Origin of the sequence: Fusobacterium varium (assembly GCA_021531615.1) — a bacterium.
Lineage (GTDB): Bacteria > Fusobacteriota > Fusobacteriia > Fusobacteriales > Fusobacteriaceae > Fusobacterium_A > Fusobacterium_A varium_C.
Window position 1 is genome coordinate 1 of the sequence record JADYUE010000021.1, and the last position, 14,501, is coordinate 14,501.

Here is a 14,501-nt window from a genome sequence, read left to right on the forward strand (position 1 = left end):
GCTTTAGTTGATATTGGGATAAAATTTTGCTTTTTATAATATTTATAGGTAATAGGTGAGTAGTTACTAATGATATTAAAAAAACAGGGAGCTCAATAGCTCCCAAAATTTTTAATTATTTACTTTTCTTTCTAGATTTTGCAGCTTTTTTTTCAACAACAGGGTTCATTTTTTCTAATAGGTTTTTACCAGCTTTGAATTTAGCTACTTTTTTAGCTGCTACTTTCATAGTTTTTTTAGTTTGTGGGTTTACACAAGTTCTTGCAGCTCTTTCAGTTGCTTCAAATTTTCCGAATCCTATAAAAGAAACACTTTCACCTTTTACTAATATTTCTTCAAGAGTATCTATAAAAGCCTTTGTTAATTTTTCTGCTTCTACTTTTGTTTTTAATTCAGCTTTTGTTCCAAATAATTCTACAAATTCCTTCTTAGTCATATCAACCACTCCCGACTCTTTTATTTGTTTGTAACTGCTCTTATTACTACATTAGCACTTTTTCCCACAAAATTCAATAATATTTTAAATTTTATTTAGAACCCTTTTATTACATCATAATTTAATTCTTTTATAACTTCTATTGCTAATGAAATAGCTGATTTTAGATCATCTATTGAAGCATAAGAGTAGTGAGTATGAATATATCTTGTAGGAATTCCTAATACAAGAACAGGTATTCCTGTTTCAGAAATATGATATTTTCCTCCATTTGTTGATCCTTTTTCTCTAGCTATAACTTGATATTTAATTCCTTTTTTATTAGCTATATCTTTAGCAAACTTTAAAACTCTAGGATTTGAGATCATAGCTCCATCAACTACTCTTAATTGAACACCTTTTTTCAATGCTCCATGAGCTGCTGTTCCCTCTTTAAAGCTATCGTCTGCTGGAGATCCTTCAAACACTATAGCAAAGTCAGGTTTTACTCTATAAGCTGCTACTTGAGCCCCTCTTAATCCAACTTCCTCTTGTGATGCAAATGCTCCAACTACATTTACATTTTCTATTTTTTCATCTCTAACAGCTTTTAAAACCTCTATTGAAGCAGCACATCCCAATCTATTATCAAAAGCCTTAGCTCTCATTATCTCTATTTTTTCATCATATACAAAAGTTACATCTGGAACAATAGGGTTACCTACTTCAATTCCATACATTTCAGTAGTTTCTTCATAGCTACTTGTTCCAATATCAATTGTAAGTTCTGACATTTTAGGAAGTCTATTTCTCTCTTCATCAGTCATAAAATGAGGTGGTTTAGAAGTAACTATTCCTCTTACATATTCTCCTCTGCTATTTTTAATTAAAACTGCACTAGCTGGAACATTTCCAACATGCCAACCACCTAGAGTAAGGAAACTTATTGATCCATTTCTATTTACATTTTCTACAATAAATCCAACTTCATCAGTGTGGCAATCAAGAGCTACAGTAGGTCTATTTGTATTTGCTTCCTTTTCATGAAGTCCCATATATAAGTTATTGATTGAATCTCTTTCAGAACTTAAAAAAGGTAATTCTTTTTTTATCACTTCAATTACTTCATCTTCATATCCTGGAGCTCCAAATGTGTTTGTTAATTTTTCGATCATCTTTATTAAATTATCCATTTCCTCTTCTCCTTTTGATTTAAATTTTATTTATTTCTTAAAACTTAATTCATCAAATCTAATATAACTTGTTGGTTTTGCTCCTTGAACTGCATTTACAGCTGCAATAGTATCATTTGTATAGTAAATTGGTAATACTGGCACATCTTCATAAATAATATCTGCAACTTTAGCATATAATTCTTTTCTTAATTCTGGATTCACCTCTTTTTTAGCTGCATCTAATAATCTATCCATTTCAGGATTTACATATTGTGATCTATTTCCTGCTCCTCCTAATTGTGAACTATGGAAGTTAGGGTAGAATCCATAATCTCCATCATAAGTAGATGGTCCCCAACCTAGTGAAAACATATCTAAATCCCCTTTAGCTGTTGCTGCAAGGAAAGTTCCCCATTCTAATGATTCAATAGATACTTCAAGTCCAATCTCTTTTAATTGAGCTTGAATAATTTCACACATTTGCATTCTTACTGGACTGTTACTTACACCTAATCTTAATTTTGTTCCAACTAACCCTTTTTCTTCAATTATTCTCTTAGCCTCTTCAGGATTATAATCTAAAACTTTAGAATCTTTGCTATATCCAAATGTACCTGGAGCAACAAAACTATTAGCTTTTTCAACTGTTCCCATCATAATACTATCAATGATAGCATCTCTATTTACAGCCATTGCTATAGCTCTTCTTACATCTCTATCTTTTATTATATCTCTATTTGTTGCAAATCCAAGATAGTTAGTACTAATACCACTTTTTTCTTGGTATGTCATTTTCTCTGCATTATCTAAAACTATTTTTCTTGATTCTGGGCTTAAATCTGCTGTCATATCAATTTCACCAGTTTCTAGTCCTATTACTCTACTATTTTCTTCTGGTACTGCTCTTACTTCAATAAATTTTATAGCTGGAGCTCCTTTAAAATACTCATTAAAAGCTTCAAGAGTTATTCTATCTCCAACTTTCCAAGAACTATATTTATATGGTCCTGTTCCTGCTGGATTTTCAAAATATTTTTCTCCAAGTTCTTTATGAGCTTTTCCATCTATTATTGATGCTGTTTTATGACTTAGATGAGCTAATAATGGTGCAAAAGGCTCACTTGTAGTTAATTTAACAGTATTATCATCTATAACTTCAATATTAGAGATCAATTTATATAGATGTGCCACTTTTGGAAGTGTTTTAGCTCTTTCTAATGTATATTTTACATCATTTGCACTAAATACATCACCATTATGGAATTTTACCCCTTTTCTTAAATGAAACACAATGTTATTTTCATCTAATCTTTCCCAACTTTCCGCTAATCCTGGAACTAACTCTCCTGTAACTTCATCGATTTCAACTAATCTGTCATATACTACTGCTACTATTCTTTGTGAATATTGCTCTGTAGTATCTTGAGGATCTAAAGTTTTACACTCTGATATCTGTGCAAACACTAAAGTATTTTTTTCATCTTTAGCTTTTTCTGCCTCTTTTCCACAACTTACAAATAAAACTGATAATAAACATAATAGAATTGCTACTAATCTTTTTTTCATATCTTCCTCCTCTTAATGTTTAATTAGTAATACTAATTATTTAACATATTTTTAAACAAAAGAAAAATATCATATATATATACCTCTTATTCATTTTATTTACACTAAAACTATCCCTTTTTTTCAAGTTCAGAAAAAATAATAATTGTCTATTTTCATCTATCTTTTATCATTTTTTTATGTTAGAATAGTGTTCAGAGGTGAGATTAAATGGAAATATCAGTAACAAATTGGGGCATAACAAAAAAAGGCGAAGAGGTTAAATGTTACACTCTTAAAAATGAATTTTTAGAAGTTGATATCTTAAATTATGGAGGAGTTATAAAGAAAATTTTATCTCCTGATAAAAACGGAAAATTAGAAAATGTCGTTTTAAATCTTAGTAATATAGCTGACTATGAAGAACGTTCTCCATATTTTGGAGCTATTGTTGGAAGAAATGCTGGAAGAATTGCAAATGGTTGTATCACAATCAATGGCATAAAATATTCTCTAGCTAAAAATAGTGGAGAAAACAATTTACATGGGGGAATAGATAACTTTAGTCATAAAATATGGGACTCTAAAGAGATAAAAGGAGAAAATTTCATTGGAGTTGAACTTTCTCTAAAAAGTCCTCACTTAGAAGAGGGATTCCCTGGTAATATTTGGGCTACTGTTACATATAAATTAATAGATAATGAGCTTGTTATTGAGTATAACGCTACTTCAGATATGGACACTTATTTAAATTTAACTAATCATACTTACTTTAATTTAAGTGGTGATTTTAAAAGAGATGTATCTGATGAATATCTAACTTTAGCTTGTAAAAAATTTATAGCTGTTGATGAAGCAACTTTACCTGTAAAAGTTACAGATGTAAAAGATACTCCTTTTGATTTTCAAGAAAGTAGAGAACTTGCTCCATCATTTAAGTCTGATCATGAGCAAATAGTGATTGTAAATCATGGACTAGACCATCCTTTTGTTCTTGATGAAAATAGGGATAGTTATTCTGCTATTTTAGAAGATAAAATATCTGGTAGAAAACTTGAGGTTTACACAGACCAACCAGCTGTGGTAATATATTCTGGTAACTATCTTTATGAAGTAGGAAAATTATCTAATGGTTTAGAGTGTTTAAAATATATGGGAATCTGTTTTGAAACTCAAGATTATCCTAATGTCTTAAATTTTATGCCTGAAAAAGCTAAAATTTATAATAGTTCAAAACCATATTCACAAAAAACTATATTTAAATTTTCTACTATATAATTTTTAACTAATTGGGAGGGGATTTATGCAAGATATTATACTATATGTTGCCATTATTTTAGTAGGTTATTTTATAACAAAAAAGGGACTAATTCCTAAGTTTATTGATAATAAAGTAGGAATGCTACAGAGCTTCTCTCTATTTTTTCTTTTAGGTATGATGGGGTATAAAATAGGTGCTGATAGAGAGTTACTTTCTAAATTCCATATTCTTGGAATTAACTCTGTTATTATCACTATATGTGCAATCATAGGAAGTGTACTTTTAGTTCATATTGTATATAGAGGAGGTAAAAAATAATGGTTGGTATAGCTTTATCAGTTATTATTGGAGGGCTTTTAGGATATTTTTTCCAAACTCCTTTAATCTTAGATCGTGTAGATAATTTAATTAAGCTTGGACTTTGTTTACTTCTTTTCTTTGTAGGAATAGATATTGGAAAAAATAAAGGGGTATTTGATAACTTAAAATCAATGGATAAAAAAGTTATATTACTACCTTTTATAACTATGCTTGGTTCTCTTTTAGGGGGAGCTGTTGCTTCTTTCTTAACTCCACTTTCTTTAGGTGAAACTGTTGCCATAAGTTCTGGTATGGGTTGGTATTCTTTCTCTGCTATTGAACTTTCTAAAATAAGTGCAGAGTTAGGTGGAACAGCATTTTTATCAAATGTTTCTAGGGAGCTTTTATCTATATTCTCAATACCTTTTATAGCTGCAAAGATTGGTTCATTCCCATCTGTTGCAACTGCTGGAGCTACTGCAATGGATTCAGTTTTACCAGTTATAAATAAGAGTAATCCTGCTAATGTATCTATTATAGCTTTTTATTCTGGATTTGTTATAACTTTAGTTGTTCCAATTCTAGTTCCTGCTATGGTAGCTCTTTTCAATCTTGGATAAATCTTTTAATAATATAAAAAAACTTGAGCTGTTATAAATTAATGATTTCTCTTTCATTAATTTATTCAGCTCTTTTTTATTAAATTTTAACTATTTAACCATATCTAGTTTTAGAAATTATCTTTACTATAAAGTTGACATTTTTTGTAAGAAATGTTAATATTTATCTGTTATAAAAATAATAATAAATATTATAAAGAGGTGAAATTAAATGTCAATTATTGAAACTTGGGAAGAGGACCTATATGATGCTACTTTTGATAACATCTATGAAGCTCTTGTAGAGGAATATAAATCTGGAATGTTAACTGTTGAAGAGTTAAAAAGAAATATTGCTGAACAACAACAAGTATTACTTAATGCTTTCTTTGAAGGAGAAACAAAATCAGCTTATTGTAATGCTGTTGTAGATGCTCACCAATTTGTTCTTTCTCTAATCAATAAAGGAAAAATCACTGTAGAAAAATAGTAATCTATCTAATCAGGAGGTTAAAATATGAAAAAAGTTTATGTTTTATTAGCTGAAGGTTTTGAACTTATTGAAGCTCTTACCCCTGTTGACGTATTAAGAAGATGTGGAGCTGATGTAAAAACTGTTTCTATATCTGAGGATAGTTTTGTTACTTCTGCTCAAAAGGTAACTGTAAAAAGTGATTTAGTTTTAAAAGAGAGTAACTTACATGATGGAGATATGTTAATTCTACCAGGAGGATATCCAGGTTATGAAAATCTTGGAAAAGACTCTAATGTAGGAGAACTTGTTAAATTTTATGCAAAAGAAGGTAAATATATAGGAGCTATCTGTGGAGCCCCTTCTGTTCTAGCTTGTAATGGTATTGGAGAGGGAAAAATGGTAACTTGCCACACTTCTATAAAAGATGCTATGTCTAAATATAGTTATCAAGATAAAGATGTTGTTCAAGATGAAAAAATCATAACTGGTATTGGAGCTGGACACTCTTTAGACTTTGCTTTAAAATTAGCAGAAAATTTATTTTCTGAAGAAATTTTAACTAAAGTAAAAACTGGAATGGAATTATTATAAGTGATTATTAAAAGCCCTGTTAAAAAATTTTAACAGGGCTTTTTTATTAATTACTTTTAACCTATAATTTCCAAAAGTAGAGGAGTGTAAACGACTACTACTTTTGAGACGCAGAAACGAAGTTTCTGTGATCCTTAAATTTCCATTAACAAAACTTATACTTTTTAACATCAAGTTGTCTCCATGTCAGTGAATAAAGAATCCCTAGGCTTATTCCGTTGAAAATGCAAAACTCACTCGCAAGCTCGCTCAAACACGTTGCATTTTCTTAACTTCATTTCGCTAAGGTCTTCTAATATTCACTTCCAAATTACATCAACTTGATGTTAGGGATAAATTTATTTTTAATACTCCTAATATCAGCTAAATGTAATTTCCAAAAGTAAAGGAGTACAAACGACTATTACTTTTGAGATACAGGCGAAGATTTATCGGAGTCCTGTAAACATTAATAAAAAGAGAGTTACGAAATCTGACGCTAAAAATTCCGACGTGTTTGAACGAAGTGAGTTTCGGAATTTTAGTCAGATAAGTGTTACTCTCTCTTTATTCTTTGACATGGAATTTAGCTGATATTAAAAAGAAATAGAGATAACTTAACTTGATTAACAATCGCTAATGCAAATGTACTTTGTTAAAACTTAGCTATGTGCTAGATAACTTAGCTTAGCTAGATAAATTATAGTTTTTATTTTTAAAAGAATATTGCCCTAACTAAAGGAGCTATTGCTATAGTTAAAATTCCAGCTATAACTATTGAAAGAGCACTCATTGCCCCTTCTACCTCTCCCATCTCTATCGCTCTACTTGTTCCAACAGCATGGCTTGATATACCTATTCCTATTCCCTTTGCCACTGGATGTTTTATTCTACAAAGAGAACACACATATGGTGCTGACACATTTCCTATTATTCCTGTAACTATAATAGCAAATACTGTTATTGATGGAATCCCTCCTAATAAAGTAGAAAGTTCAATCCCTATAGGAGTTGTTATAGATTTAGGCATAAAAGACAATAGTAATTTTTGATCTATTCCCATAATCTTTCCTAAAACAACTACTGAGATTATAGCAGTTAAAGATCCTGCAACCCCTCCAACCATTATAGGTAAAAAATTCTTTTTCAAAAGATTTAACTGTCTATATAATGGTACAGCAAGTACAACTGTTGCTGGAGCTAAAAAGAATAGTATCAGATCTCCTCCAACCATATAATTGCTAACTGGTACTTTAAAATAATTTAAAAATCCCATAACTATAATTGTTCCTATAAGTAGTGGATTAAATAGTGCTAATTTAGTTTTATTAAATATATATTTCCCTATTTCAAATGCTACAAGACTTATTACCACTCCAAATAGAGGTGTATTAGTTAAGCTTTCCATATTTTTTCTCCTTTCTCTCAATCATATATTGTACTGTTAAACCTGTAACTATCATTGTCAATATTGTTGTAAATATCAATATAAATATTATCTTAAAGATCCCAGTTTTTAAAAGATATAAAGATTCTATAAGTTTAACAGATGGGGGCATAAAAAATATTGTCATATTTACCAATAGAAAATCACTTGCCTTTTCTATCTTCTCTAGCTTTATAACCTTAAAATAAAGCATTACAAATAAAAGTAACATTCCATTTATAGTTCCAGGCAATGGAAATTTTAAAACTTCTGCCATAAGAACACCAATATAATTAATAATAAAAATAATTAAAAATTCTTGTATCATTTTTTCCTCCTGAATATTGATAAAAGATATTTTAGCACTATTTGTTCAGAATTGCAAAAAATTTCAAATATATTTTTTTCTTTGAACATAAAAAGGCTGATTTCAAACGAATCAGCCCTCAAAATTTTTTATTTACTATTTAGTTGGTTTCATTTGTGGGAATAGTAATACGTCTCTAATAGACTCAGATTGAGTTAATAACATGATTAATCTGTCTACTCCAATTCCCATTCCTCCTGTAGGTGGTAATCCATATTCTAGAGCTTCTACGAAGTCATCGTCGATTACTGGAGTTGCTTCATCGTTTCCTCTTTCAGCTTCTTCAACTTGATCTTCAAATCTTCCTCTTTGATCTGCTGGATCTTGTAATTCTGAGAAAGCATTTGCATATTCTCTAGCATCTATAAATAGTTCAAATCTATCTGTAAATCTTGAATCTTCTTCATTTCTCTTAGAAAGTGGAGAAATTTCTACTGGGTGTCCATATACAAATGTAGGTTGAACTATTGTTTCTTCACATTTTTCTTCAAAGAATTGGTTTACTACATGTCCTACTGTATTCATATGTGGAGCTATTTCTACATGATGTTCTTTTGCTAAAGCTTTAGCTTCTTCAAAAGTCATATCTTTATTCCAGAAGTCAACACCTGTAACTTCTTTTATTAAATCTACCATGTGTATTCTTTTGAAGTTTTCAAGAACTAGAGTTTTTCCATTGTATTCAACAGTTGTAGTTCCTAAAACTTTTTTAGCTAGAGTTGTTATAATTTCTTCAGCTAAGTCCATCATATCTGTATAATCAGCATAAGCTTGGTACATTTCGATCATTGTAAATTCTGGGTTGTGTCTTGTATCCATTCCTTCATTTCTGAAGTTTCTTCCTAGTTCGTAAACTCTTTCAAGTCCTCCAACTATAAGTCTCTTTAAGTATAGTTCTGGAGCTATTCTCATATATAGATCCATATCTAGTGTATTATGGTGAGTGATAAATGGTCTAGCTGCTGCTCCTCCAAGAATTGGGTGCATTAATGGAGTTTCAACTTCTAAGAATCCTTTATTATCAAGAATTTCTCTTATTCCTCTGATGATTTGAGTTCTTTTAATAAAAGTATCTCTTACATCTTTATTCATTATTAAGTCTACATATCTTTTTCTATATCTAGTTTCTACATCTGTTAATCCGTGGAATTTTTCAGGTAGAGCTCTTAAATTTTTAGAAAGTAATTCTAATGAACTTGCTCTTAAAGTAAGTTCTCCTGTTTTAGTGATGAAGATTTCTCCTTCTACACCAATTATATCTCCTACTCCAATTTTCTTAACTATTTCAAAAACTTGTTCTCCAAGTGCATCTTGTCTTAAATATACTTGAATTCTTCCTGAACGATCTTCTATATGAACGAATACAGCTTTTCCCTTTCCTCTGTATGCCATTATTCTTCCTGCAGTTTTATATATTAAGTTTTCCTCAGGAGTATGAGTTAAAATGTCCCCTACCATGTACTTCTTATCGAACTTATGCCCAAAAGGGTTTACTCCTAATTCTTTTAACTCGTCTACTTTTTTCCATTGTTCCATGACTAAGCTCTCTTTAGCCACTCTGTCAAAATATCTTTCCATGGTTCTCTCCTTATAAATTTATTTTAATTTAAGCAAATATATACTACTTTTTGTACTCCAAGAAGTATTAGGATAATTTTGTCTTACATAAGTAAAATAATTTCTTGCTTCTTCTTTGTTTCCAAGATTTGCATAGGCTATTGCCATATTATAATATATTTCTGCCTTTTTGTCATTGCTTTTTTCTAAAGATAGTGCTTTCTTAAAATTTTCCACTGCCTTTTTATAATTTTCAACTTGTATACTACTTTGACCTATATAATAGTATAATTGATTACTTTCTTCATAATCCTTGTTAATTTCACTAGCTCTTTGAAAATGTACAAGTGCTTCTACATAATTTCCATTGTTATAACTACTCTCTCCATTTGATAGGAAGTTTTTAAATTGTGTGTAATTTTGATTTTCTATGTTTTCCATAGCATTTTCCATAGTTCCATCAGTAGGAGCAAATATTCCAAAAATTCCTCCTAATATCTCTGGAGAAACACCCTCTATTGTTCCGTTAAGATATTGATTTCCTTTGTTAATATCTCCATTTTTTAGATACCAATTTCCAATAAATTCAGCCAACTCTTTACTAGGAGTAGTTTTAAAATATTTCTCTAAAAACTCAATTTCATCTTTAGTAGCTATATTTTTTGTAGTAATTATATTTTTTAAAGTTTCATTTAAAATACTATTTTCTTCATTAAATTCTAGCATCATAGAATCTAATTTTATATTTTTTTCTCCTGAAAGTGAAAGCGCATCTATTATGCTTAATTTATCATGTTCATCAAGGTTTCCAAATTTCTTTAAAAAATTAAGCTCCTCTTTAACAACTCTATTATTTCCAGCCTTACTTGCTACTTCAATCAACATAAAAGATATCTCTTTATCTCTAAAACTATCTGGAAATGCTATTCTATGTAAAGCAACACTATCTTGTAATAATTTTAAATTACTCATAGCATAATTTTTTAGAATTATATCATAATTATTTTGTTCCGTAAATCTATATTTTAATTTATTTGATATTGTAATTCTTCTAGTTATATCCCCTAAAGATCTTAATTCTACTTCAAAATCCCCTTGGTATATGCTTCTAAATACAAGATTTGTTCCTTTTATTCCCAACTCATAAGAGATATTTTTAGGATAATTTAAAAGTTTAAAGTCATCTTCAGCTTTTAAAGGAACTATTAGATAATCTCCTACATATACTTCAAAATTACTTCCGTTGTATCTTTCTGAATAACTTTTTGTTTTTCCTGTTCTTAAATTTTGAGAAATAACTTGTAATAATCCTGGTGCATCTGTTGTAGTTAATACTATACTTTCTTGCTCTAAAGGAGTACTCTCCCCACTCATACTACTCCAAATATTGTCTATATCTGTATTTTGAGGAAGTCCAGTACAACTATACATAGTTAGCAAAATTAATAAAAATCCTATTATTTTCATTTTTCCTCCTAATTACTTAAAATAGGGCATATAAATTTTGCCCTATTTCAAATAGTTTAATACTCTTTTATAGTTATAGAGATAAGATTAACTTCTTCTCCACCATCTAATATTTTGTAAGTAAAATCTAAAATATTATCCTTATAGCTTAAATTTTCCCCTTTTAGAGTGAATTCTTTTTTAAATCCCTCTCCATAATATACAAATTCTGTTTTTCTTTTCATATCTACATCTAAAATAGTAGCAATACCATTGTTATCTCTATCAATAATCACTCTATCTTTTAAAACAGAAATTTTACATTTTCCAAGCTTACTAAGATACTCATACTCTACAGCTTCAGAAGTTTCAATTTTTTTTCCTGTTACTATCTCATAACTTTTCTCATTGTAACTATCAAGACTTCTAATAATAAATCTACTCATTAATAATAATCCTCTTCATCTCCATCATAGTAATCTTCATTATCAAATTTATCTCCGTAATCTTCATCTTCTCTATCGTAGTACTCATCTTCTTCATAGTCCCCAATATCTTCTCCTAAAAGATATTCCTCTTTCCAATAGTCGATTACTTCACTAGCATCTCCATCATCTAAGATTTCAAGTTCCTCTTCATCTTCATCATAAAGGAATACATGAACATCCCCATCAAAATCCTCTGCTATAATATACTCCTTATCCCCCATTATAACATTCTCTAGTACATGTAATTCATACTCCTCATCATCGATATCATAATAAAAAGTTTCTCCTTGTGAATACATAACTTCTTCCCTCCTAAATTTTTTTTAACTTAACATTATAATTTTATGATATTTTATAATTATTTATGATATTTTGTATTTTTTAATATGCTAAACCATCTGTAAATCTGTTCTGTTAAAATAAGTCTCATCAATTGGTGTGGAAATGTCATCTTTGAAAAACTAAGTTTCATTTGTGAAGCTCTTCTTACACTTTCAGAGACCCCATATGAACCTCCAATGATAAAATTAATACTACTTACACCATTAACAGTTAATCTTTCTATCTCCTCAGCCATCTCCTCTGATGAATAATTTTTTCCTTGTATATCTAACAATATATTATATCCACCTATTTTTTCAAGAGTTTTTAAAATTTCCTCTCCCTCTTTCTCAATAGATATATTTCTATTATTGTCATTTCCATCTTCTTTAAGTTCTATAATTCTCATTTTAGCAAAAGATTGCATTCTTTTCAAGAACTCATTTATTCCATCTATAATATATTTCTCTTTTACCTTTCCTACACATACAATAGATATGTTCAAAATTTTCTCCTTTTCATATTTTTATTATATTTATTTTCTTTTAAATAATTTTTCTAAATCATTCATTGTTATTTTTATTATGATTGGTCTACCATGAGGACAAGTATATTCACCTATCTCATGAAGTTCTTCTACCATAATTTCCATCTCTTCTTGTGTCAGTTTTTCATTTGCCTTTACAGCTCCTCTACAAGACATTGAAATTATTATATTCTCCCTTATATCCTTAGATTTATCCTCTTTTAAATTTCTTAAAATCTCTCTAAAAATATTCTCGATACTATCTCTAAAATTCATTATTGGAACTGCTCTAATTAAAATCTCATTATCTCCAAATTCATCTATCTCAAAACCAAATTTTGTAAAACTATCTATATTTTCAAAAACAAGCTCTCTCTCTCTAGGATCAACTAATACCCTTATGGGTACTAATAATTGTTGACTACTAACCTCTTTATTAGAGTATTCCTCTTTTAAATTTTCATAAAGTATTCTTTCATGAACTATATGTTGATCATAGATTTCTAATATTCCATCTCTTTCAACTAAAATGAAAGAATTAAATATTTGTCCCAATACTTTAAAATCTATCTTTTTATTTTTCTTCTGAAAATTATTATCTTTTTTTTCTAATTTTTCCTCTTTTATATCTTCTTTAATTAGTTTTTCTTCTTCAATATTTTCAATTATTTTTTCTTCTTTTTTCTCTTTTCCTAGCCAGTTAAAACTATTTTCACTATCATTTACTTCAAATTCTTCTATTTTTTTATTTTCAATAGGAGTTTTTTGGGGAATTTCGAGAGCTCTCGAAATATCTTCCTTTAATTTATTCTCCTCTTTTCTTTCAACTAGCTTATCATTTATCTCTTTTTTCTCATATTTTTCAACTTTTATATCTTCAAATTGCTTATTCTCTGCTTTTAATGGGACAAATTTTGAAAATTCAGTAAAATCTAAAAAATTATCCTCTTTTTTCTCTTCAAAAGTTGGAGATACAAATTTATCATCTCTATCAAAACTATTTTCTATCTCTTTCAATATTTTTTCATATATAAATTTCTCATCAGAAAATTTTACAATTTTTTTAGAAGGATGAACATTTACATCAACTTCTTGTGGATCTATCTCTAAAAATATTATTGCAAAGGGATATCTTCCTTTCATAAGTTTAGTATAGTATCCATCTATTACTGCATTCTCTATCAATTTAGATTTTACCATTCTACCATTTACAAAGGTAAAGATAGAGTCCTTTGTTGATCTATATAGAGAACCATTTCCTAAATATCCCATAGAAAATTTCTTACAATTTTTTAAAACATTATTTCCAAAAATCTCTACTACTGCATTGTCCAAACCATTTCCAGTAGTTTTTATACTTACCTTATCATCTAATATCAAAGTTATAGCCACATCTGCATTCCCTAAAGCCTCTTGTATAACGATATCCTTTATATTCATATATTCAGTTGTAGTTTTTCTTAAAAATTTTAATCTTGCAGGAGTATTGAAAAATAGATCTTTTATCTCTATTGTAGTTCCTCTATTTCTCTGTATCTCTTTAAGCCCTGTAATCTTTCCACCAGATACATTTACTGCTGATCCTATTGATGATTCTTCGTCTTTTGAAGAAAGTATCATCTTAGAAACTGCTGCTATTGATGATAAAGCCTCACCTCTAAAACCATATGTAAAAAGATTGTATAGATCCTCTTTCTTTCTAATCTTACTTGTAGCATGTCTTTCTACTGACATTAAGAGATCTTCTTGTGACATTCCCTTTCCATCATCACTTATTATTACATGCTTACCACCATTTTTTACATCTATCTTTATATTTTTACTACCAGCATCTAAAGAGTTTTCCAACAATTCTTTTATCATACTTGCAGGATTTTCAACTACTTCTCCAGCTGCTATCATATTTGAAACTGATTCATCTAATACCTTAATTAACCCCATTTTTCACCTCCTTAAAAAAACAACATACTGCTTTTCATTATCTAACATATTTCATATAATTTCAATAGCTTTTTTAATTTTTTTAAAAT

16 protein-coding genes are annotated in these 14,501 nt (G+C 29.1%); 5 read left to right on the plus strand and 11 right to left on the minus strand.

The window, feature by feature from the left end:
• Positions 1–115: 115 nt before the first annotated feature.
• The 3 genes from I6E31_07670 to I6E31_07680 all read right to left on the minus strand — a co-directional run bounded on the left by I6E31_07670 (position 116) and on the right by I6E31_07680 (position 3,156).
• A complete protein-coding gene (locus I6E31_07670; GenBank protein ID MCF2639848.1) occupies positions 116–436 on the minus strand; it encodes an HU family DNA-binding protein in 321 nt (106 codons plus the stop codon).
• Positions 437–531: 95 nt separating this feature from the next.
• On the minus strand, positions 532–1,608 hold the full coding sequence (locus I6E31_07675; protein MCF2639849.1) for a M20/M25/M40 family metallo-hydrolase: 1,077 nt from the start codon (positions 1,606–1,608) through the stop codon (positions 532–534).
• 30 nt (positions 1,609–1,638) lie between these two features.
• Complete coding sequence (locus tag I6E31_07680; protein MCF2639850.1) at positions 1,639–3,156, minus strand: DNA-binding protein; 1,518 nt, start codon at positions 3,154–3,156, stop codon at positions 1,639–1,641.
• Between the two features lie 210 nt (positions 3,157–3,366).
• On the opposite strand from I6E31_07680, the gene I6E31_07685 reads away from it, so the two are divergent.
• The 5 genes from I6E31_07685 to I6E31_07705 all read left to right on the plus strand — a co-directional run bounded on the left by I6E31_07685 (position 3,367) and on the right by I6E31_07705 (position 6,361).
• The gene (locus I6E31_07685; GenBank protein MCF2639851.1) at positions 3,367–4,413 is read left to right on the plus strand and encodes a galactose mutarotase; all 1,047 of its coding nucleotides are present in this window, start codon (positions 3,367–3,369) and stop codon (positions 4,411–4,413) included.
• 25 nt (positions 4,414–4,438) lie between these two features.
• Entirely contained in the window at positions 4,439–4,714 is a 276-nt protein-coding gene (locus I6E31_07690) for a hypothetical protein (GenBank protein MCF2639852.1), read from the plus strand.
• Positions 4,714–5,316, plus strand: a complete 603-nt coding sequence (locus tag I6E31_07695) for a lysine exporter LysO family protein (GenBank protein ID MCF2639853.1) — start codon at positions 4,714–4,716, stop codon at positions 5,314–5,316. Before I6E31_07690 ends, I6E31_07695 begins: the two co-directional genes overlap by 1 nt.
• A 211-nt stretch (positions 5,317–5,527) precedes the next feature.
• Positions 5,528–5,785 carry a hypothetical protein gene (locus tag I6E31_07700; GenBank protein MCF2639854.1) on the plus strand — a complete coding sequence of 86 codons (258 nt, stop codon included), beginning with the start codon at positions 5,528–5,530 and terminating at the stop codon, positions 5,783–5,785.
• Between the two features lie 27 nt (positions 5,786–5,812).
• Positions 5,813–6,361, plus strand: coding sequence for a DJ-1/PfpI family protein (locus I6E31_07705; protein ID MCF2639855.1), 549 nt, complete (start codon positions 5,813–5,815; stop codon positions 6,359–6,361).
• Positions 6,362–7,055: 694 nt separating this feature from the next.
• On the opposite strand, the gene I6E31_07710 is transcribed toward I6E31_07705, so the two are convergent.
• The 8 genes from I6E31_07710 to mutL all read right to left on the minus strand — a co-directional run bounded on the left by I6E31_07710 (position 7,056) and on the right by mutL (position 14,412).
• Positions 7,056–7,748, minus strand: coding sequence for an LrgB family protein (locus tag I6E31_07710; protein MCF2639856.1), 693 nt, complete (start codon positions 7,746–7,748; stop codon positions 7,056–7,058).
• Entirely contained in the window at positions 7,732–8,094 is a 363-nt protein-coding gene (locus I6E31_07715; protein MCF2639857.1) for a CidA/LrgA family protein, read from the minus strand. Before I6E31_07715 ends, I6E31_07710 begins: the two co-directional genes overlap by 17 nt.
• A 135-nt stretch (positions 8,095–8,229) precedes the next feature.
• Positions 8,230–9,711, minus strand: coding sequence for a lysine--tRNA ligase (gene lysS / locus I6E31_07720; GenBank protein MCF2639858.1), 1,482 nt, complete (start codon positions 9,709–9,711; stop codon positions 8,230–8,232).
• Between the two features lie 18 nt (positions 9,712–9,729).
• Positions 9,730–11,157, minus strand: coding sequence for a tetratricopeptide repeat protein (locus tag I6E31_07725; GenBank protein MCF2639859.1), 1,428 nt, complete (start codon positions 11,155–11,157; stop codon positions 9,730–9,732).
• A 56-nt stretch (positions 11,158–11,213) separates the two neighbouring features.
• On the minus strand, positions 11,214–11,582 hold the full coding sequence (locus tag I6E31_07730) for a hypothetical protein (GenBank protein MCF2639860.1): 369 nt from the start codon (positions 11,580–11,582) through the stop codon (positions 11,214–11,216).
• Positions 11,582–11,923 carry a hypothetical protein gene (locus I6E31_07735; GenBank protein ID MCF2639861.1) on the minus strand — a complete coding sequence of 114 codons (342 nt, stop codon included), beginning with the start codon at positions 11,921–11,923 and terminating at the stop codon, positions 11,582–11,584. Before I6E31_07735 ends, I6E31_07730 begins: the two co-directional genes overlap by 1 nt.
• 59 nt (positions 11,924–11,982) lie before the next feature.
• A complete protein-coding gene (gene rlmH / locus I6E31_07740) occupies positions 11,983–12,450 on the minus strand; it encodes a 23S rRNA (pseudouridine(1915)-N(3))-methyltransferase RlmH (protein ID MCF2639862.1) in 468 nt (155 codons plus the stop codon).
• Between the two features lie 30 nt (positions 12,451–12,480).
• Entirely contained in the window at positions 12,481–14,412 is a 1,932-nt protein-coding gene (mutL, locus tag I6E31_07745) for a DNA mismatch repair endonuclease MutL (GenBank protein MCF2639863.1), read from the minus strand.
• Positions 14,413–14,501: the final 89 nt, after the last annotated feature.